The organism is Enterobacter cloacae complex sp. 372C4 (assembly GCF_050030615.1).
GTDB classification, from domain to species: Bacteria; Pseudomonadota; Gammaproteobacteria; order Enterobacterales; family Enterobacteriaceae; genus Enterobacter; species Enterobacter intestinihominis.
Map to the genome: position 1 here is coordinate 3,943,997 of NZ_JBLGUQ010000001.1, position 18,586 is coordinate 3,962,582.

Annotated in this window: 23 protein-coding genes and 1 other annotated feature; of the genes, 17 read left to right on the forward strand and 6 right to left on the reverse strand. The window is 54.3% G+C overall.

The genetic code is table 11. From position 1 onward, the window contains the following. Nucleotides 1-5 precede the first annotated feature (5 nt). From ACQG11_RS19185 to ACQG11_RS19195, 3 genes are all read left to right on the forward strand, one after another. Nucleotides 6-278 carry a hypothetical protein gene (locus ACQG11_RS19185; RefSeq protein WP_193543736.1) on the forward strand — a complete coding sequence of 91 codons (273 nt, stop codon included), beginning with the start codon at nt 6-8 and terminating at the stop codon, nt 276-278. Between the two features lie 5 nt (nt 279-283). Next, complete coding sequence (locus ACQG11_RS19190) at nt 284-1,042, forward strand: DUF481 domain-containing protein (protein WP_022647833.1); 759 nt, start codon at nt 284-286, stop codon at nt 1,040-1,042. A gap of 264 nt (nt 1,043-1,306) precedes the next feature. Next, nucleotides 1,307-1,540: a hypothetical protein gene (locus tag ACQG11_RS19195; RefSeq protein WP_032622263.1), complete on the forward strand. Its 234-nt coding sequence runs from the start codon at nt 1,307-1,309 to the stop codon at nt 1,538-1,540. Between the two features lie 149 nt (nt 1,541-1,689). Here ACQG11_RS19195 and yniD read toward each other — a convergent pair whose 3' ends face one another. Both yniD and yncL read right to left on the reverse strand, forming a co-directional pair. Continuing rightward, nucleotides 1,690-1,797, reverse strand: a complete 108-nt coding sequence (yniD, locus tag ACQG11_RS19200) for a small membrane protein YniD (RefSeq protein ID WP_003857815.1) — start codon at nt 1,795-1,797, stop codon at nt 1,690-1,692. Between the two features lie 98 nt (nt 1,798-1,895). Then, complete coding sequence (gene yncL / locus ACQG11_RS19205) at nt 1,896-1,988, reverse strand: stress response membrane protein YncL (RefSeq protein ID WP_071785204.1); 93 nt, start codon at nt 1,986-1,988, stop codon at nt 1,896-1,898. A gap of 323 nt (nt 1,989-2,311) precedes the next feature. On the opposite strand from yncL, the gene thrS reads away from it, so the two are divergent. The 14 genes from thrS to selO all read left to right on the forward strand — a co-directional run bounded on the left by thrS (nt 2,312) and on the right by selO (nt 14,954). Further along, the gene (gene thrS / locus ACQG11_RS19210; RefSeq protein WP_006809077.1) at nt 2,312-4,240 is read left to right on the forward strand and encodes a threonine--tRNA ligase; all 1,929 of its coding nucleotides are present in this window, start codon (nt 2,312-2,314) and stop codon (nt 4,238-4,240) included. Between the two features lie 3 nt (nt 4,241-4,243). Continuing rightward, nucleotides 4,244-4,786 (forward strand): translation initiation factor IF-3, encoded by a 543-nt coding sequence (gene infC, locus ACQG11_RS19215; RefSeq protein ID WP_059443439.1) that lies wholly within the window; start codon nt 4,244-4,246, stop codon nt 4,784-4,786. 97 nt (nt 4,787-4,883) lie between these two features. Then, the gene (rpmI, locus tag ACQG11_RS19220) at nt 4,884-5,081 is read left to right on the forward strand and encodes a 50S ribosomal protein L35 (protein WP_001124225.1); all 198 of its coding nucleotides are present in this window, start codon (nt 4,884-4,886) and stop codon (nt 5,079-5,081) included. Between the two features lie 50 nt (nt 5,082-5,131). Beyond that, nucleotides 5,132-5,488, forward strand: coding sequence for a 50S ribosomal protein L20 (gene rplT, locus ACQG11_RS19225; protein ID WP_000124850.1), 357 nt, complete (start codon nt 5,132-5,134; stop codon nt 5,486-5,488). Between the two features lie 117 nt (nt 5,489-5,605). Further along, nucleotides 5,606-5,730: a sequence feature (Phe leader region), on the forward strand. Then, on the forward strand, nt 5,611-5,655 hold the full coding sequence (gene pheM / locus ACQG11_RS19230) for a pheST operon leader peptide PheM (protein WP_001386830.1): 45 nt from the start codon (nt 5,611-5,613) through the stop codon (nt 5,653-5,655). Its footprint overlaps the feature before it by 45 nt. 62 nt (nt 5,731-5,792) lie before the next feature. Continuing rightward, entirely contained in the window at nt 5,793-6,776 is a 984-nt protein-coding gene (gene pheS / locus ACQG11_RS19235) for a phenylalanine--tRNA ligase subunit alpha (RefSeq protein ID WP_022647837.1), read from the forward strand. A 15-nt stretch (nt 6,777-6,791) separates the two neighbouring features. Then, entirely contained in the window at nt 6,792-9,179 is a 2,388-nt protein-coding gene (pheT, locus tag ACQG11_RS19240; protein ID WP_063849310.1) for a phenylalanine--tRNA ligase subunit beta, read from the forward strand. A 4-nt stretch (nt 9,180-9,183) separates the two neighbouring features. Continuing rightward, nucleotides 9,184-9,483: an integration host factor subunit alpha gene (gene ihfA / locus ACQG11_RS19245; protein WP_003857805.1), complete on the forward strand. Its 300-nt coding sequence runs from the start codon at nt 9,184-9,186 to the stop codon at nt 9,481-9,483. Nucleotides 9,484-9,586: 103 nt separating this feature from the next. Further along, nucleotides 9,587-10,567: a vitamin B12 ABC transporter permease BtuC gene (gene btuC, locus ACQG11_RS19250; RefSeq protein WP_426728668.1), complete on the forward strand. Its 981-nt coding sequence runs from the start codon at nt 9,587-9,589 to the stop codon at nt 10,565-10,567. Nucleotides 10,568-10,600: 33 nt separating this feature from the next. Continuing rightward, nucleotides 10,601-11,152, forward strand: a complete 552-nt coding sequence (locus ACQG11_RS19255) for a glutathione peroxidase (protein ID WP_022650905.1) — start codon at nt 10,601-10,603, stop codon at nt 11,150-11,152. Continuing rightward, a complete protein-coding gene (gene btuD / locus ACQG11_RS19260; protein ID WP_023305966.1) occupies nt 11,152-11,907 on the forward strand; it encodes a vitamin B12 ABC transporter ATP-binding protein BtuD in 756 nt (251 codons plus the stop codon). The genes ACQG11_RS19255 and btuD overlap by 1 nt, the downstream gene beginning before the upstream one ends. A gap of 72 nt (nt 11,908-11,979) precedes the next feature. Next, the gene (locus ACQG11_RS19265) at nt 11,980-12,444 is read left to right on the forward strand and encodes an NlpC/P60 family protein (RefSeq protein ID WP_015570730.1); all 465 of its coding nucleotides are present in this window, start codon (nt 11,980-11,982) and stop codon (nt 12,442-12,444) included. A gap of 292 nt (nt 12,445-12,736) precedes the next feature. Continuing rightward, entirely contained in the window at nt 12,737-13,450 is a 714-nt protein-coding gene (locus ACQG11_RS19270; RefSeq protein WP_022647843.1) for an EAL domain-containing protein, read from the forward strand. A gap of 61 nt (nt 13,451-13,511) precedes the next feature. Then, nucleotides 13,512-14,954, forward strand: coding sequence for a protein adenylyltransferase SelO (selO, locus tag ACQG11_RS19275; RefSeq protein ID WP_426728669.1), 1,443 nt, complete (start codon nt 13,512-13,514; stop codon nt 14,952-14,954). On the opposite strand, the gene ACQG11_RS19280 is transcribed toward selO, so the two are convergent. The 4 genes from ACQG11_RS19280 to chuS are packed head-to-tail and all read right to left on the reverse strand — an operon-like array spanning nt 14,951 to nt 18,558. Beyond that, the gene (locus ACQG11_RS19280; RefSeq protein WP_252065743.1) at nt 14,951-15,730 is read right to left on the reverse strand and encodes a heme ABC transporter ATP-binding protein; all 780 of its coding nucleotides are present in this window, start codon (nt 15,728-15,730) and stop codon (nt 14,951-14,953) included. The two genes, selO and ACQG11_RS19280, sit on opposite strands and share 4 nt — an antisense overlap. Then, on the reverse strand, nt 15,723-16,715 hold the full coding sequence (locus ACQG11_RS19285; RefSeq protein ID WP_023299913.1) for a FecCD family ABC transporter permease: 993 nt from the start codon (nt 16,713-16,715) through the stop codon (nt 15,723-15,725). The genes ACQG11_RS19280 and ACQG11_RS19285 overlap by 8 nt, the downstream gene beginning before the upstream one ends. Beyond that, nucleotides 16,715-17,533 (reverse strand): heme/hemin ABC transporter substrate-binding protein, encoded by an 819-nt coding sequence (locus ACQG11_RS19290; RefSeq protein WP_032624390.1) that lies wholly within the window; start codon nt 17,531-17,533, stop codon nt 16,715-16,717. The genes ACQG11_RS19285 and ACQG11_RS19290 overlap by 1 nt, the downstream gene beginning before the upstream one ends. Next, on the reverse strand, nt 17,530-18,558 hold the full coding sequence (chuS, locus tag ACQG11_RS19295; protein ID WP_423397702.1) for a hematinate-forming heme oxygenase ChuS: 1,029 nt from the start codon (nt 18,556-18,558) through the stop codon (nt 17,530-17,532). Before chuS ends, ACQG11_RS19290 begins: the two co-directional genes overlap by 4 nt. Between the last annotated feature and the right edge of the window lie 28 nt (nt 18,559-18,586).

Here is an 18,586-nt window from a genome sequence, read left to right on the forward strand (position 1 = left end):
TTATCATGGGTTATTTTAAGCCTGGCACCGTTTGGCAGGAAGGCAACGTAAATAACAGTATGATTTTAAAAATGAATACTGACAAAAAACCTTGGCCGGGTATATACATTAAATCGCGTTTTGGGATCGTTCTTATTCAAAAAATGAAAGAAGAAATTATTGCTATGTTATTTGCGGCTTTTTATAATTTGTTACCTTTCTATGGTCGCCTTGTCATTGATCCGCAAGAAAGTTTCCGAGACCGTGACGGTCTCTTTTTATGTTGTACGGACTCCTAAAATAAATGAAGCTTTTGAAGACAGTACCCGCAGCACTGATGCTGGCGGGTGGCGTATTTGCGTCACTGAATGCAACCGCCGATGATACCGTTTTTACTGTCATGGACGATCCCTCCACTGCCAAAAAACCCTTTGAAGGTAACGTGAATGCCGGGTATCTGGCGCAATCCGGTAACACGAAAAGCTCCTCCATGACCGCAGACAGCACCCTGACCTGGTACGGCAACACCACGGCCTGGTCGCTGTGGGGCAATGCCAGCAACACGTCTGCTAACGATGAACGCTCCTCTGAGAAATACGCGGTAGGTGGGCGTAGCCGTTACAACATGACAGATTATGACTACCTGTTCGGGCAGGCGAGTTGGCTTACTGACCGCTACAACGGCTATCGCCAGCGCGATGTCATGACTGCGGGTTATGGTCGTCAGTTCCTGAATGGACCGGTGCACAGCCTCCGTTTTGAATTCGGTCCGGGTGTCCGTTACGACGAGTACACCAACGGCGAAGATGAAACCCAGCCGCTGGGTTATGCATCGGGCACCTACGCATGGCAAATGACTGACAACGCTAAATTCACCCAGGGTGTGTCGGTGTTTGGTGCTGAAGATACAACGCTGAACTCTGAAAGTGCGTTGAACGTGGCTATCAACGAACACTTTGGACTCAAGGTGGCGTACAACGTAACCTGGAACTCTTCACCGCCTGATTCCGCGCCGGAACATACCGATCGCCGAACCACGATTTCTTTAGGTTATAAAATGTAATTTCTTTGGGCCGGGACTATTTTCGGCCTGTTTTTTATTTTTTGAAACTGTGCTTATTTATATTAAACGGCGTTTTGAAATAATAGGCATGGTTTCGTCTTCATAATTTCTCCATAATTAGGCGGCCAGGCCTTATTCAGTTTATTTGACACGATTTGATAAATAATTTGACTAGGCAAAAGTGTGATCCAGATCTACACTTACGGCACAGGCAAAAAACTCGCCTCAGGCATTTCTGCATTAATTAAGTATGAGAACAGAATTATGAAAAAAATCAAAACCGCTACAGCAGCGATGGTGCTTTCCGCACTTTCATTTGGCGTATTTGCTGCTGATAATATGACGCAACCTGCCAGTGACGTTAACAGCCCAGTCGGGATCGCTAAAGCCTCTGATGTTGAAGCAGGCTCCAACATTGCCCCTGGCTCCCAGTCTACCGGCCAGTCAATGAATGATGCATTTGATGTACACAAGCTGGTGGCGGGTGAGTGGTCCTGATATTTCAACTGCCACATGTGATGGAATATATACGCTGTCACAGCCTGGCGAAAACCGGATTATGACGTACCGGTTTTGGACCATAAATTTTCGTAAAGATAGTTAAGATTTATTCAGTAAATTCACGGCACGTTTTCGCTGACATAATATTAGCCCCAGATCATCGCGGCCCAGCGCAGCAGCAACATCGCGCCGCAAATAGCGATTAACACCACGACCATTTTCCAGTGCTTAACGGCAAATCTTTTTGTTGGCATAACCCAATCCTTGTCAGTTGATACCCTTAGTCTACCAAAGTCTGCGCCAGAAAGCGCTTTACCCGGGACAACAGGTTATGCCAGAACAGCGGTTCGGCTTAAAACCAGTGGAATCTGTCGGCCAGTATCAATACCAGACCAGCAGCGGAAAGTAGATTCAATATCACAACGGTTCTGCTCGATACATTCATGTGATACCCCTTCGATGTTTAAGGACCAGATCAAGAATAGCTCAGCACTTTCGGATTGCGAGCCCCCGTCAACAAAAGTTCATGAACGCAGACATAAGGATGAGCGGTTCAAATCGGTCGCGGGAAGGTGCATTCGCCCTGTTAATAGTGTTACCATTACGCTGCTTGCCGTAAATCCGCATTTATCTGAATCGGCAGGTGCATGATGACGAACCAATTTGACGATTGTTGGTCAGATGGTTTCGTAATCTACTGTTTAATCACGATTATTTTCTTTGTATATGCTCTTATGTGTGGGGCATCACTGCAAATAAGGATATAAAATGCCTGTAATTACTCTTCCTGATGGCAGCCAACGCCATTTCGACCACGCTGTAAGCCCAATGGATGTTGCCCTGGATATCGGTCCTGGACTCGCAAAAGCAACCATTGCAGGCCGCGTAAACGGTGAGCTGGTAGACGCGTCCGATCTGATTGAAAGCGATGCAACGCTTGCGATCATCACCGCGAAAGACGAAGAAGGTCTGGAGATCATTCGTCACTCCTGTGCGCACCTGTTAGGTCATGCTATTAAGCAGCTGTGGCCCAACACCAAAATGGCGATCGGCCCGGTTATCGACAACGGCTTCTACTACGACGTTGACCTTGACCACACCCTGACACAGGAAGATATCGACGCGCTCGAAAAACGTATGCATGAGCTCGCCGAAACGAACTATGACGTCATCAAGAAGAAAGTCAGCTGGCATGAAGCGCGTGAAACCTTCGTGAAGCGCGGCGAGAGCTATAAAGTCTCGATTCTTGATGAAAACATCGCTCATGATGACAAGCCTGGCTTGTACCATCACGAAGAATATGTCGACATGTGCCGTGGACCGCACGTGCCGAATATGCGCTTCTGTCATCACTTCAAACTGATGAAAATCGCAGGCGCCTACTGGCGTGGCGACAGCAACAATAAAATGTTGCAGCGTATCTATGGTACCGCATGGGCCGATAAGAAAGCCCTGAACGCGTACCTGCAACGCCTGGAAGAGGCGGCTAAGCGTGACCACCGTAAAATCGGTAAGCAGCTTGACCTGTATCATATGCAGGAAGAAGCGCCGGGGATGGTGTTCTGGCATAACGACGGCTGGACAATCTTCCGTGAACTGGAAACGTTCGTGCGCTCCAAGCTGAAAGAGTACCAGTATCAGGAAGTGAAAGGCCCGTTCATGATGGACCGTGTGCTGTGGGAAAAAACCGGCCACTGGGACAACTACAAAGATGCGATGTTCACCACTTCGTCTGAGAACCGTGAATACTGCATCAAGCCAATGAACTGTCCGGGCCACGTTCAGATCTTCAACCAGGGTCTGAAATCCTACCGCGATCTGCCGCTGCGTATGGCGGAGTTCGGTAGCTGCCACCGTAACGAGCCATCAGGTGCGCTGCACGGGCTGATGCGTGTTCGTGGCTTTACTCAGGATGATGCGCATATCTTCTGTACTGAAGATCAGGTACGTGATGAAGTTAACGCCTGTATTCGTATGGTCTACGATATGTACAGCACCTTTGGCTTCGAGAAGATCGTGGTCAAACTCTCAACGCGTCCGGAAAAACGTATCGGTAGCGATGAGACATGGGATCGCGCAGAAGCGGATCTCGCCGTGGCGCTGGAAGAGAACGGTATTCCGTTCGAATACCAACTGGGCGAGGGCGCATTCTACGGTCCAAAAATTGAATTTACCCTGTATGACTGCCTCGATCGCGCATGGCAGTGCGGAACGGTACAGCTGGACTTCTCCCTGCCGCAGCGTTTAAGCGCCTCTTATGTTGGCGAAGACAACGAGCGTCAGGTGCCGGTTATGATTCACCGTGCGATTCTCGGTTCACTGGAGCGCTTCATCGGCATCCTGACTGAAGAGTTCGCGGGCTTCTTCCCAACCTGGCTTGCGCCAGTGCAGGTAGTTGTGATGAACATTACCGATTCTCAGGCGGATTACGTTAAAGAATTGACGCAGAAACTACAAAATGCGGGCATTCGCGTAAAAGCAGACTTGAGAAATGAGAAGATTGGCTTTAAAATCCGCGAGCACACTTTACGTCGTGTCCCGTATATGTTGGTCTGTGGTGATAAAGAGGTGGAAGCAGGCAAAGTTGCCGTTCGCACCCGCCGTGGTAAAGACCTGGGGAGCCTGGACGTAAGTGAAGTGATTGAGAAGCTGCAACAAGAGATTCGCAGCCGCAGTCTTCAACAACTGGAGGAATAAGGTATTAAAGGCGGAAAACGAGTTCAAACGGCACGTCCGAATCGTATCAATGGCGAGATTCGCGCCCAGGAAGTTCGCTTAACAGATCTTGAAGGTGAACCACTGGGGATTGTGAGTCTGAGAGAAGCGATCGAAAAAGCTGAAGAAGCTGGAGTAGATTTAGTTGAAATCAGCCCTAACGCCGAACCGCCAGTTTGTCGTATTATGGACTACGGCAAGTTCCTTTATGAAAAGAGTAAATCTTCTAAGGAACAGAAGAAGAAGCAAAAAGTTATCCAGGTTAAGGAAATCAAATTCCGTCCTGGTACCGACGATGGCGATTATCAGGTAAAACTCCGCAGCCTGATTCGCTTTCTGGAAGATGGCGATAAGGCCAAGATCACGCTGCGTTTCCGCGGTCGTGAGATGGCCCACCAACAGATTGGTATGGAAGTGCTTAACCGCGTCCGTGAAGATCTGAGTGAACTGGCAGTAGTCGAATCCTTCCCAACGAAGATCGAAGGCCGCCAGATGATCATGGTGCTCGCTCCTAAGAAGAAACAGTAAGGCCTTCAAGCAGCAAAATCTGTGGAGCCTTCGGGCCCCATAGGTTTTGTTCGCCTATGTTTCGTTTATTTAACAATGCGAAGTGGAAGTTATTAAAATGCCAAAAATTAAGACCGTACGCGGTGCTGCTAAGCGCTTCAAAAAAACCGGTAAAGGTGGTTTTAAGCACAAGCACGCTAACCTGCGTCACATTCTGACTAAGAAAGCTACCAAGCGTAAACGTCACCTGCGTCCAAAAGCCATGGTTTCTAAAGGCGATCTGGGCCTGGTCATCGCGTGCCTGCCGTACGCATAAGTCGTTAACGTTTAACTTTTTTAACTTAGAATAGATACAGGAGAGCACACATGGCTCGCGTAAAACGTGGTGTAATTGCACGTGCACGTCACAAGAAAATTTTGAAACAAGCTAAAGGCTACTACGGTGCGCGTTCACGCGTATACCGCGTTGCCTTCCAGGCTGTTATCAAAGCAGGTCAGTACGCTTACCGTGACCGTCGTCAGCGTAAGCGTCAGTTCCGTCAACTGTGGATTGCGCGTATCAACGCAGCAGCACGTCAGAACGGTATTTCTTACAGCAAATTCATCAACGGCCTGAAAAAAGCCTCTGTTGAAATCGACCGTAAGATCCTGGCTGACATCGCAGTATTCGACAAAGTAGCGTTCACCGCTCTGGTCGAAAAAGCGAAAGCAGCACTGGCATAAGCCAGTTGAAAGAGGGGGCTTTGCTCCCTCTTTTCATATCGCCTTATCAGAAGATTGACATTTACCCGTCCAGGCTTTTCAATAAGGTCTTAACGGTTTTTACCCTACAAGGTAACGCAAGCATGAATGCTGCTATTTTCCGCTTCTTCTTTTACTTTAGCACCTGACTTCAGGAGGCTAGCGCGTGAAAGATGAAACGAAAAACAGCGCCAGATAAGCCTCCCGATGGAGGCTTTTTTTGTGCCTGAATTTGAGAGATTACGTCCAACAATTCGGTGTCTGCACCGACATAATGAGGAAAACCATGTCACATCTCGCAGAGCTGGTTGCCAGTGCAACGGCCGCCATTAACCAGGCCTCAGATGTTGCCGCGTTAGACAATGTCCGCGTCGAATATCTGGGCAAGAAAGGGCATCTGACCCTTCAGATGACTACCCTGCGTGAACTGCCAGCAGAGGAGCGCCCGGCAGCAGGTGCAGTGATTAACGAAGCCAAAGAGCAGGTACAACAGGCGCTGAACGCACGTAAAGCCGAGCTGGAAAGTGCAGTACTGAATGCGCGTCTGGCGGCAGAAACGATTGACGTTTCTCTGCCGGGTCGCCGTATCGAAAACGGCGGTCTGCATCCGGTTACCCGTACTATCGATCGTATTGAAAGTTTCTTCGGTGAGCTCGGCTTTACCGTGGCGACTGGCCCGGAAATTGAAGATGACTACCACAATTTCGATGCCCTTAACATTCCTGGCCATCATCCGGCACGCGCTGACCACGACACTTTCTGGTTTGACGCCACCCGTCTGCTGCGTACTCAGACATCTGGCGTTCAGATCCGTACCATGAAGGAGCAGGCTCCACCGATCCGCATCATCGCGCCGGGTCGCGTATACCGTAACGACTACGATCAGACCCACACCCCAATGTTCCACCAGATGGAAGGTCTGATTGTTGATAAAAACATCAGCTTCACCAACCTGAAAGGCACACTGCACGATTTCCTGAACAACTTCTTTGAGGAAGATTTGCAGGTTCGTTTCCGTCCGTCCTACTTCCCGTTCACTGAACCTTCTGCGGAAGTTGACGTGATGGGTAAAAACGGTAAATGGCTGGAAGTGCTGGGCTGCGGCATGGTACATCCAAACGTACTGCGCAACGTAGGTATCGATCCGGAAGTATACTCCGGCTTTGCGTTCGGTATGGGCATGGAGCGTCTTACCATGCTGCGCTACGGCGTAACCGACTTACGTGCGTTCTTCGAAAACGATCTGCGTTTCCTCAAACAGTTTAAATAAGGGCAGGAAAGAACAATGAAATTCAGTGAACTGTGGTTACGCGAATGGGTTAATACCACGCTGGACAGCGACGCGCTTTCTAACCAGATCACCATGGCGGGTCTGGAAGTTGATGGCGTGGATCCTGTTTCTGGCGCCTTTACCGGCGTCGTGGTAGGTGAAGTGGTTGAGTGTGGCCAGCACCCTAACGCCGACAAACTGCGCGTAACAAAAGTCAATGTGGGCGGTGACCGTCTGCTGGATATCGTCTGCGGTGCGCCAAACTGCCGACAGGGCCTGAAGGTAGCCGTGGCGACCGTCGGCGCGGTACTGCCGGGCGATTTCAAAATCAAAGCGGCTAAGCTGCGCGGTGAGCCGTCTGAAGGCATGCTGTGCTCCTTCTCCGAGCTGGGCATTTCCGACGATCACTCCGGGATTATCGAGCTGCCGCAGGATGCACCAGTGGGTACCGATATCCGCGAATACCTGAAGCTTGATGACAACACCATCGAAATCAGCGTGACGCCAAACCGTGCCGACTGCTTAGGTATCATCGGTGTAGCCCGCGACGTGGCCGTTCTGAACCAGACCGAACTGAACGAGCCGGAGATCGCTCCGGTTGAGGCAACCATCAGTGACGTGCTGCCGATTCAGGTAGACGCGCCTGAGGCCTGCCCACGCTACCTCGGTCGTGTGGTGAAAGGTATTAACGTTAAAGCGCCAACCCCGCTGTGGATGAAAGAGAAACTGCGTCGCTGCGGTATCCGTTCTATCGACGCCGTAGTTGACGTCACCAACTATGTTCTGCTGGAGCTGGGCCAGCCAATGCACGCCTTTGATAAAGATCGTATCGAAGGTGGGATCGTCGTGCGCATGGCGAAAGAGGGCGAAACCCTGGTTCTGCTGGACGGCAGCGAAGCGAAACTGAACGCCGACACCCTGGTGATTGCCGATCACAACAAAGCGCTGGCGATGGGCGGTATCTTCGGCGGCGAGCACTCTGGCGTTAACGACGAGACGCAAAACGTCCTGCTGGAATGCGCGTTCTTCAGCCCGCTCTCCATCACCGGCCGCGCACGCCGTCACGGTCTGCACACTGACGCTTCTCACCGCTATGAGCGTGGCGTGGATCCTGCGCTGCAATACAAAGCGATGGAGCGTGCGACTCGCCTGCTGATCGATATCTGCGGCGGTGAAGCGGGTCCGGTTATCGATGTGACCAACCAAGCGGCGCTGCCGAAGCGTGCGACCATTACTCTGCGCCGCAGCAAGCTGGATCGTTTGATTGGTCACCACGTTGCCGATGCGCAGGTGACCGACATTCTGACGCGTCTGGGCTGCGAAGTGACTGAAGGTCAGGATGAGTGGAAAGCCGTTGCGCCATCCTGGCGTTTCGACATGGAGATCGAAGAAGATCTGGTGGAAGAAGTGGCCCGCGTTTACGGCTACAACAATATCCCTGACGAGCCGGTGCAGGCGGGTCTGGTGATGGGCAGCCATCGCGAAGCCGATCTGTCACTGAAGCGTGTGAAAACCATGCTGAACGACAAAGGCTACCAGGAAGTGATCACCTACAGCTTCGTTGATCCTAAGCTGCAACAGCTGATCCACCCGGGTCAGGAAGCCCTGATCCTGCCAAGCCCGATCTCCAGCGAGATGTCAGCGATGCGACTGTCCCTGTGGACGGGACTGCTGGGTACTATCGTTTATAACCAGAACCGTCAGCAGAACCGCGTGCGTATTTTCGAAAGCGGTTTGCGCTTTGTACCGGATACTCAGGCCAATTTAGGCATCCGTCAGGATCTCATGCTGGCTGGCGCCATCAGCGGTAACCGCTATGAAGAGCACTGGGACCTGGCAAAAGGGACGGTTGATTTCTACGATATGAAGGGCGATCTGGAAGCGATTCTCGATCTGACCGGTAAATTATCCGAAATTGAATTCCGCGCAGAAGCGATTCCAGCCCTGCATCCGGGCCAGAGTGCGGCGATCTATTTAGACGGCAAACGTGTTGGTTTTATTGGGGTTGTTCACCCGGAGCTGGAACGTAAGCTGGATCTGAATGGCCGTACCATCGTATTCGAGCTGGAGTGGAACCCGGTTGCAGACCGCGTCATTCCTCAGGCAAAGGACGTCTCACGCTTCCCGGCAAACCGCCGTGATATCGCGGTTGTGGTCGCTGAAAATGTGCCCGCAGCAGATATTTTGGCCGAATGTAAGAAAGTTGGCGTAAATCAGGTAGTTGGCGTAAACTTATTTGACGTGTACCGCGGCAAGGGCGTAGCAGAAGGTTTCAAGAGCCTCGCTATTAGCCTTATCCTTCAGGATACCAGCCGTACACTCGAAGAAGAGGAGATTGCCGCTACCGTCGCCAAATGTGTAGAGGCATTAAAAGAGCGATTCCAGGCATCATTGAGGGATTGAACCTATGGCGCTTACAAAAGCTGAAATGTCAGAATATCTGTTTGATAAGCTTGGGCTTAGCAAACGGGATGCCAAAGAGCTGGTAGAGCTGTTTTTCGAAGAGATCCGTCGTGCTCTGGAAAATGGTGAGCAGGTTAAACTCTCCGGCTTTGGCAATTTTGATTTGCGAGACAAAAACCAACGTCCGGGCCGTAACCCGAAGACGGGGGAAGATATTCCCATTACAGCCCGCCGCGTGGTGACCTTCAGACCCGGACAGAAGTTAAAAAGCCGTGTCGAAAACGCAACGCCCAAAGCAGAGTAATATGAACTAACTAAAAAGGCCGCTCACGCGGCCTTTTTTCTTTGCGCTATTTGCTAAACCCGCCGTAAAATCAATGATATCTCAACCGGATAACCTATCGTCTATGCTTGATCTTGCCCGTCTTCAGCACCGCTCCGATCTCCGCCGCCTGTGTCTGCTCGGGGTGCTGATGATTGTCGCCACCACCGTCAGCCTGTGTGCGGGCGATCGGTGGCTGGGACCGGAAAGCTGGTTTACGCCTGAGGGACAGCTCTTTGTCTGGCAGATCCGCCTGCCACGGACGCTGGCTGTGCTTTTAGTCGGCGCTGCGCTGGCGCTGTGCGGCACGATCATGCAGGCATTATTTGAAAACCCTCTGGCGGAACCCGGACTTCTCGGGGTGTCGAATGGCGCAGGCGTCGGGCTTATCGCCGCCGTGATGCTGGGGGGAGGCGAGCTCTCCGCTTGGGGGATTAGCCTCAGCGCCATCCTTGGCGCGCTGTTGATAACCCTCATCCTTCTGCGCTTTGCTCGTCGCCATTTATCCACCAGCCGGCTGCTGCTTGCCGGTGTAGCGTTGGGGATCATCTGTAGCGCGCTGATGACATGGGCCGTCTACTTCTCCACCTCTTTCGATCTGCGCCAGTTAATGTACTGGATGATGGGGGGATTTGGTGGCGTTGACTGGCGTCAGGGGTGGCTGATGGTGCTCCTGATCCCAGTCATCCTATGGACGGCGTTCCAGGCGCAGCCGCTAAATATTCTCGCGCTGGGCGAAACGTCTGCTCGCCAGCTCGGGATGCCGATTGGCTTCTGGCGCAACGCGCTGGTTATCGCCATCGGCTGGATGGTGGGCGTAAGCGTGGCGCTGGCGGGGGCGATTGGCTTTATTGGGCTGGTGATCCCGCATATACTGCGCCTGTGCGGTATTACGGACCACCGAACCCTGCTTCCTGCCTCGGCGGCTGCCGGGGCGGCAACACTGCTGATTGCCGATATCATCGCCCGGCTTGCGCTGACGGCCGCTGAGTTGCCAATAGGCGTGGTGACCGCGACGCTGGGCGCACCGGTCTTTATCTGGCTACTATTAAAAGCTGGACGTTAAAACACAACCTGTAAGTCAACCTGAGGGAATGCTATGCAGTCTGATATTCTGAATACCGAAGTGACTACCATTGACGGCGAGAAAACCACGCTGGAAGGCTACAAGGGCAAGGTACTGCTCATCGTGAACGTGGCATCGAAATGTGGCCTTACGCCGCAGTATGAACAGCTGGAAAACATTCATAAAGCCTGGGAAAAAGACGGCTTTACCGTACTCGGCTTCCCGTGCAACCAGTTCCTGGGCCAGGAGCCGGGCAGCGAAGAGGAGATTAAGACCTTTTGCAGCACAACCTATGGTGTGACGTTCCCGATGTTCAGCAAAATTGATGTAAACGGGGAAAATCGTCATCCGCTGTATGCCAAACTGGTGGCTGCGGCGCCGACCGCCGTTGCGCCTGAAGAGAGTGGTTTCTATGAGCGTATGGCGAGCAAAGGTCGCGCGCCGCTCTATCCGGACGATATTCTGTGGAACTTCGAAAAATTCCTGATTGGCCGTGACGGTCAGGTCGTGCAGCGTTTCTCGCCTGACATGACGCCTGAAGATCCTATCGTGATGGAATCAATCAAACTGGCGCTGGCGAAATAATGACGCTGCTTATGCAGCTCACAGGCGTTGCCGGGAAGGGACGTCTTGAGCCTGTTACCGCCGCAGTCAACGCAGGTGAAATCCTTCACCTGGTTGGGCCTAACGGCGCCGGAAAAAGCACGCTGCTGGCGCGCATGGCGGGGCTGACCCGCGGGGAAGGGGAGATTACCTTTCTCGGGCAATCGCTCGTCAACTGGCTACCCTCTACACTCGCCTCCCGTCGAAGCTATCTGGTTCAGCAGCAGATTCCGCCCTTTGCAATGCCCGTCTGGCACTACCTGACGCTGCACCTGCCTGATAAAAATCAGGTAGCATTGCTCCATGACGTTGCTGCGGCGCTCGGGTTAGACGATAAGCTCACCCGACAGGCCAGCCAGCTTTCCGGTGGCGAATGGCAGCGCGTGCGTCTGGCCGCCGTCATCCTTCAGGTTCATCCGGTGGGAAATCCTCACGGGCGGTTGCTGCTGCTGGACGAGCCGATGAGCGGGCTGGACGTTGCCCAGCAGGCAGCGCTGGATACTCTGCTCAGCGCGCTGTGTCGCAAGGGCATCGCCATTGTGATGAGCAGCCATGATTTAAACCATACGTTGCGCCACGCGCATCGGGTGTGGTTGCTGGCGCGTGGCAAACTGATTGCCAGCGGAACGCGCGACAGCGTGCTGACGGCCCCCAATCTTGCGAGTGCTTACCACATGTCGTTCCGGAGGCTGGATATTGAAGGCCACAAGATGCTCATTTCCACGGCGCAGGAATAACCTTTCTTGCACAGCCGCATAGATGCACGCTAAATTACCGAAAGAACAAAAAAAGCAGAGGATTCGTCTGAAATGCGATTCTGGTTTCTCCTTGTTGCGGCGCTATTTCTTGCAGGATGCAGCAGCCATCGTGCACCTCCGCCTAACCCACGGCTTTCCGATTCCATTACGGTCATTGCCAGCCTGAATGATCAGCTCAGCAACTGGCGCGGCACCCCTTATCGCTACGGCGGGATGAGCCGGGGCGGGGTGGATTGCTCGGGATTTGTGCTGATGACTTTCCGCGATAAATTTGACCTACAGCTTCCGCGTGAAACGCGTATGCAGGCGAAAATCGGCACTGAAATTGATAAAGACGAGCTCCTGCCCGGCGATCTGGTCTTTTTTAAAACAGGTTCCGGTGAAAGCGGCCTTCATGTCGGCATTTATGACACCGATAATCAGTTCATTCATGCCTCGACCAGCCGCGGCGTGATGCGCTCCTCTCTCGATAATGTTTACTGGCGTAAAAATTTCTGGCAGGCCAGGCGTATTTAACCGCTGCATAAAGATGCAGTGCGGAGGGCCTGGCGGTGAAAATAGACGTCAGGCTTTTCTTGCTGGTGGATTAAAGTAAAATTTTTGCCCACTTATTTTTGTCAGCATGTGCCTGTTTTATCTAAAACTGGCTATTATTCAATAACCAGGATAAGATTATTTTAGATTCAGGGAAAAATCTGAAAATTAATACGGAAAGAATGAAATTAATCTTATTAAAATCAAGACAGTGGAATTGTGCCTGCAATTGCTCCAGGATGTTCTCTCTCATCTTTAATGCAGGACAAGGGCGATGATTATTACGCTAGATAATGCTTACCAGTCTGAACTTTTACTCCTTCCGGCGCGTGATAGTGCAGGTTTGCTTAAAGGTTTAGAGATTTTGGTTAACTTTACTGGCGTGGGTACGGACGTACGAATCCCGACTGAACTGGTTATCCCTCATCTTTCTCAGGAAGATGAATTAGTGCTGTTTCAGGAAAAACTGCAATTACTCGATACCTGTAAGCTATTTTTTATTCAGCATCAGTTAATTGCATGGATCAATATTACACCTGCAATTGTTGAGTTTTTATTAACTAATGAGAACGCTGTTTCAATCCTTGATCGTTATCCGTTTCTTGAGTTTACTGTTAATGAGAACTATCCAGGTTTAAATAACGGGAAAGACGATCTGACGCTTGCAAGAATGGCGATCCATTTCCCCTTAGTGCTGGCTAACTTTGGTGCAGGGGCTGCATCCCTTAAACCGGTTTATGATGGTCTGTTCAAACGGGTGATTTTGGATAAAAACTTTATTCATCAGCGCGTCTCGGCGCTCTCTTTCGAGCCATTTATGCGCGCCATTCTCTGGCAGATCGCGCCGCATTGTCAGTCGGTCATGGTCTCGGGAATTGACGATCACGGCATCTTACAACGCGTGCTGCCCTTCAATTTTGGCGCAATGCAGGGAACCCTGTGGCCTGCCGTCCCGGCAGAACGCGTAACGACCCTCGTTCAGCAATAACCCCTTTCTTCGCCCGTGTTTACGTCAAGGGAAACCCTCTACACTTAAAGCAGGAGGACTTATGACCCTGTCTTTTACTGCTCACTGGCACGATGAATTACCCGGCTTTTACACCGCGCTTAAGCCCACGCCTTTACAGAACGCGCGTCTTATCTGGCATAACGATGCATTAGCGGATTCGCTTGGCATCCCTTCGACATTTTTTCAGCCAGAAAAGGGCGCCGGTGTCTGGGGCGGCGAAACGCTGCTTCCGGGCATGAAGCCTCTGGCTCAGGTCTACAGCGGACATCAGTTTGGCGTCTGGGCGGGACAGCTCGGCGATGGTCGCGGCATCCTGCTGGGTGAACAGGTTCTGCCGAATGGCGAAACGCTCGACTGGCACCTGAAAGGGGCAGGGTTAACACCGTACTCACGCATGGGGGATGGCCGCGCGGTGCTGCGTTCAACCATTCGTGAAAGTCTGGCTTCCGAGGCGATGCATGCCCTGGAGATCCCCACCTCACGCGCGCTGTCCATTGTCACCAGCGACACGCCGGTGGCCCGTGAGACGATAGAGCAGGGGGCGATGCTGATCCGCGTGGCGGAAAGCCATCTGCGTTTCGGTCATTTTGAACACTTCTACTATCGCCGCGAGCCGGATAAAGTCCGCCAGCTTGCCGACTACGCCCTTCGACGTCACTGGCCGCACCTGCAAGACGAACCGGACTGCTATGTTCTCTGGTTCCGTGATATTGTCGCGCGCACCGCCTCAATGATTGCCCGCTGGCAGGCCGTTGGCTTTGCCCACGGGGTGATGAATACCGACAACATGTCCCTGTTAGGGCTGACGTTTGACTACGGTCCGTACGGCTTCCTTGATGACTATCAACCGGGTTACATCTGTAACCATTCGGACTATCAGGGGCGTTACCGTTTCGACAACCAGCCTGCGGTGGGGCTGTGGAACCTTCAGCGGCTTGCGCAAAGCCTGTCGCCGTTTATCGACGTCGATGCCCTGAACGATGCGCTCGATACCTATCAGGAGGTCTTGCTGCGGGAATATGGTGTGTTAATGCGCAACAAGCTGGGGCTGATGACGCAGGAAAAAGGCGATAACGCGCTGCTGAATGGGCTGTTTGCCATCATGGCGCGTGAAGGCAGCGACTATACCCGAACCTTCCGTATGCTAAGCCAGACTGCGCAGCAGAGCGCCGCTTCACCGCTGCGTGACGAGTTCATCGATCGACAGGCGTTTGATGACTGGTTTGCCGCTTACCGGGCGCGTTTACAGCAGGAACAGATTGATGACGATACCCGCCAGACGCGGATGAAGGCGGTTAACCCGGCGATGGTGTTGCGCAACTGGCTGGCGCAGCGGGCTATTGAGCAGGCAGAGCAGGGGGATTATGCCGAGCTGCATCGGCTGCACATCGCCCTGCGCACGCCGTTTGCCGACCGGGAGGATGACTATGTCAGCCGCCCGCCGGACTGGGGCAAGCGACTGGAAGTGAGCTGCTCAAGCTAAGGGGCGAGAAAAACCTGCGGCGCGGCGTGCGCCGGATGTCTGCCGACGTGCACCTGCGCACCGTACCAGCGCGCCAGCGCGTCGGCCTGCAATACCGTCTCCGGTATGCCCTGAGAAACAATCCTGCCGTTGTGTAACAGCAGGATCCGGTCCGACCATAACGCGGCGAGATTAAGATCGTGCAGCACCACGCAGGCGTGAAGATGACCCAGACGGGTCAGCGATTTCAACAGGCGCAGCAGATGCTGCTGGTGGTAGAGATCCAGCGCTGAAGTGGGTTCGTCGAGAAACAGCCAGCCGCGCGGCGTTCCCTCACGCCACAGCTGCGCCAGCGCGCGGGCGAGCTGAACGCGCTGCTGCTCGCCGCCCGAGAGGGAATGATAACGTCTGCCAGCCAGCGGCAGGCAACCGGTCAGCTGCATCACCTCACGCACAATCGACGGTTCAGGTTGACGCGACCAGGGCGCACGCCCCATTCCAACGATCTCCTCCCCCAGCCAGTCAAATCCAGGCTGAGTATGCTGACGCATCACTGCCCGATAGCGGGACAGCGTCTCCGGGTGCCATTCATCCAGCGCTTTCCCCGCCAGCGAACAGCCGCCGCTGTCGGGTTTCAGGTAGCCGGTCAGCAGTCGCAGCAGCGTGGATTTCCCCGCGCCGTTGGGACCGATCAATGTAACCAGCTCTCCCTGCGACAGTGACAGCGAAACGTTATCTGTCAGCGTGCGGCCAGACCGGGTAAAAGTCAGATTTTCAGCCGTATAACGTTCAGCCATGCTGTTCTCCACGACGAAAAATGAGCCATAAGAACCAGGGGGCGCCAAGGATGCTGGTGAGCAACCCGACCGGCATTTCTGCCGGGGCGACCAGAGTGCGGGCTACCGTATCCGCCACCAGCAGCAGAAAAGCGCCCGCGAGAACCGTGCCGGGGAGGGTTGCCCGGTGATCGGCGCCCAGCCACATGCGCATCAGGTGCGGCACCACGAGTCCGACAAAGCCAATCACGCCGCTGACGGCGACAGCCGCAGCGACCAGCAGAGCGCTGCATAACAGTAATATTCGCTGTACAAGGGCAACGTCCACGCCGAGATAATGCGCTTCCTCTTCACCCAGTTGCAGTAAATTTAACGCGCTGGCACAACGCCAGATCGCCAGAGCGGCAGGCACCATCAGCGAGATCACGGCGAGCAGCGTTGACCACTGCGCCTGACCGAGACTTCCCATTCCCCAGAGTGAAAGCTGACGCAACTGGGCGTCATTGCTGACCCACGAAAGCACACCCACTGCCGCACCGCACAGGGCATTGATGGCGATACCCACCAGCAACAGACGTGACAGAGAGGTGTCACGCTGCTTGCTGAGCAGGAAGATCACGCCTGTGGCTGCCAGCGCCCCAAAAAATGCTGCCAGCATCGGAGCATAAAGCATCACCAGCGCGGGCAGCGATAGCGGGAGCACCACCCACAGGGCGACGGCCAGCGCCGCACCGCTGCTGATCCCGAGCAGGCCCGGGTCGGCCAGCGGATTGCGGAACAGCCCCTGCATGACGCAGCCGGCGAGCGCCAGCGACCCGCCAATCACCAGCGCCAGCAGCACGCGGGGCAGACGGATGGTGAGCCAGATCTGGCGTAGCGTCTCATCGCTGCCGCTCCACAGCACGTTCACCGGCAGGCGTAACGCCCCAAAACCGGTAGCCATGAACGTCATGACGGTAAGCAACCCCGCCAGAAGCCATAACGATAACGTGATGCGCCGGGACATCAGGGCAGTTGCTCCGCTCTGGCACGCAGTTGTTGTATGGCTTTCGGCGTGCGGACGCTGAAGCCCAGCAGGGCCATGTCATCAATAGCCAGTACCTGCTTGCTTCGCCCCGCTGGCGTTTGCGCCAGGCCGGGCAGTTTCCACAGATTTTGTTCGCCGCCCAGCGCGTTAAGGCCGTCCTGCGAAATCACCACCAGATCCGGCTGGCTGGCCATTACCCCCTCCTGGGAGAGCGGCTGATAGCGGGTAAAGCCCTGCATGGCGTTCTGCAACCCGGCGGCGCGTATTGCCGCATCCGCGCCGGTCTGTTGCCCGGCCGCCATTGCGGTCATTCCGCCGTGGCTGAGGATAAACAGCACCCGCTTGTTGAGCGGTGTTGAGGGCAGAGCCGCCAGCGCCTGACGCAGCGAGTTGCGCAGGGTTTCCCCTTGCACCTCATGATGCGTCGCCTGAGCTATCACTCGCACTTTTTCGTCAATCGTGCGCAGGTCAGGCGTGCCGGGAACGGTAACTACCCGGACGTGGCTCTGTTCAACCTGTTTCAGCGCCAGAGAGGGTTGCGCCTGGTCGCTTGCCAGCACCAGCGTCGGGCGTACGGACAGAATTCCCTCCGCATTCAGCTGGCGGAGATACCCCACGTCAGGCAGCGCGTTTGTCGCCTGCGGCCACTGGCTGGTACTGTCGCGCGCAACCAGAGAAGACTCCGCGCCGAGGGCGTAGACGATCTCCGTCACGTCGCCGCCGAGGGCGACAATTCTCTCCGGCGCGGCGACGGCGACCAGCGGCAGGGCGCAGAGCAGGGCAAACCAGTTTTTCATGCGGCCAGCCCTTCTGGCGTCAGAGCGTCAATCTGGCGGCGCCACTGGCTCTGCTCCGGCTCGCCTTCGGTACGCTGCCCGTAGAGCTGGGCGATCTGAGTTCCATCCGCAGCAAACAGCTCCAGGCTGGTAACGTGTCCGTCTGCCGTGGGCTTACGCGTAACCCACGTCTCCGCGATAGTCTCCTCCAGCAGATGCAGGGTAAAGGTTGGGTTGAAGATGTTCAGCCAGCCCTTCATGGGCGTCAGTTTTTCCACCACACCGGTGAAGATCTGCACGCAACCGCGGTTGCCGACGAAGATCATGATTTCGTTTCCGTCCTGTTGCGCCCTCTCCAGCAGTTGTGCCAGCGCGCTGTTATCCACCTTACAGGCCAGATCGTCACTCACCAGACGAAACGCCTGCTGGCGGCTCAGGTTATGGCGCTTCAATAAGCTAAAGAATTGATGCACGTCGGTCATGGCGCGCCACTCTTTCTCCACCGAGCCTGCATCTGCACCGTCGGAATGCGCGGGGGCTTCGACAGCCTTCAGCGCCAGAGCGGGGTTATCGGCAATGATAAAACGGGTCAGCACGTCGCCCCAGGCGGCAAAGTCGGTGTGATCCGTGGTGTAGACCTTCAGTAAAGCGTCGCCCTGATGATCGAAGAACTGAATGCTCTGACGTTCGCCGCGGGAGGTCGTTTCGCTAATGTGAAACGCGCTCGCCCACTGGTTGAGGAACAAACGCAGATCCAGCGCGCGCGGATTCAGCACCAGCCCGGCATGACCGCCGAGGTGCTGGTGAGTAAACGCTCCAACCTGTTCGTGAACGGCGTATTCGTTACGGCAGATGCATTTGGTTTCCCCCACGGACTCCAGCGCTGCCAGAATCTCGCGGATTTCACCGCGCAGCCGCCAGGCGTCGTGTCCAACGCGCGCAAATGCCAGCTCTGCTTCGCTGATGTGCATTAATCCGGCGATATCACGGGCGTACTTACCCGGATGTTCTTCTTTAAGCTCAAGCCAGCGTGTGTAGTGACCCATAATCTTATCCTTCTGAATCGTTGCCCCG

Bases quoted from the DNA above. Each gene is read 5' to 3' on its own strand.
- ACQG11_RS19285 (WP_023299913.1), bottom strand. From the start codon at position 16,715: ATGTCCCGGCGCATCACGTTATCGTTATGGCTTCTGGCGGGGTTGCTT.
- pheS (WP_022647837.1), top strand. From the start codon at position 5,793: ATGTCACATCTCGCAGAGCTGGTTGCCAGTGCAACGGCCGCCATTAAC.
- chuS (WP_423397702.1), bottom strand. From the start codon at position 18,558: ATGGGTCACTACACACGCTGGCTTGAGCTTAAAGAAGAACATCCGGGT.
- ACQG11_RS19270 (WP_022647843.1), top strand. From the start codon at position 12,737: ATGATTATTACGCTAGATAATGCTTACCAGTCTGAACTTTTACTCCTT.
- ACQG11_RS19185 (WP_193543736.1), top strand. From the start codon at position 6: ATGGGTTATTTTAAGCCTGGCACCGTTTGGCAGGAAGGCAACGTAAAT.
- yniD (WP_003857815.1), bottom strand. From the start codon at position 1,797: ATGCCAACAAAAAGATTTGCCGTTAAGCACTGGAAAATGGTCGTGGTG.
- pheT (WP_063849310.1), top strand. From the start codon at position 6,792: ATGAAATTCAGTGAACTGTGGTTACGCGAATGGGTTAATACCACGCTG.
- ACQG11_RS19280 (WP_252065743.1), bottom strand. From the start codon at position 15,730: ATGGCTGAACGTTATACGGCTGAAAATCTGACTTTTACCCGGTCTGGC.
- yncL (WP_071785204.1), bottom strand. From the start codon at position 1,988: ATGAATGTATCGAGCAGAACCGTTGTGATATTGAATCTACTTTCCGCT.
- selO (WP_426728669.1), top strand. From the start codon at position 13,512: ATGACCCTGTCTTTTACTGCTCACTGGCACGATGAATTACCCGGCTTT.
- ACQG11_RS19265 (WP_015570730.1), top strand. From the start codon at position 11,980: ATGCGATTCTGGTTTCTCCTTGTTGCGGCGCTATTTCTTGCAGGATGC.
- btuD (WP_023305966.1), top strand. From the start codon at position 11,152: ATGACGCTGCTTATGCAGCTCACAGGCGTTGCCGGGAAGGGACGTCTT.
- ACQG11_RS19195 (WP_032622263.1), top strand. From the start codon at position 1,307: ATGAAAAAAATCAAAACCGCTACAGCAGCGATGGTGCTTTCCGCACTT.
- ihfA (WP_003857805.1), top strand. From the start codon at position 9,184: ATGGCGCTTACAAAAGCTGAAATGTCAGAATATCTGTTTGATAAGCTT.
- rplT (WP_000124850.1), top strand. From the start codon at position 5,132: ATGGCTCGCGTAAAACGTGGTGTAATTGCACGTGCACGTCACAAGAAA.
- ACQG11_RS19290 (WP_032624390.1), bottom strand. From the start codon at position 17,533: ATGAAAAACTGGTTTGCCCTGCTCTGCGCCCTGCCGCTGGTCGCCGTC.
- ACQG11_RS19190 (WP_022647833.1), top strand. From the start codon at position 284: ATGAAGCTTTTGAAGACAGTACCCGCAGCACTGATGCTGGCGGGTGGC.
- ACQG11_RS19255 (WP_022650905.1), top strand. From the start codon at position 10,601: ATGCAGTCTGATATTCTGAATACCGAAGTGACTACCATTGACGGCGAG.
- btuC (WP_426728668.1), top strand. From the start codon at position 9,587: ATGCTTGATCTTGCCCGTCTTCAGCACCGCTCCGATCTCCGCCGCCTG.
- rpmI (WP_001124225.1), top strand. From the start codon at position 4,884: ATGCCAAAAATTAAGACCGTACGCGGTGCTGCTAAGCGCTTCAAAAAA.
- thrS (WP_006809077.1), top strand. From the start codon at position 2,312: ATGCCTGTAATTACTCTTCCTGATGGCAGCCAACGCCATTTCGACCAC.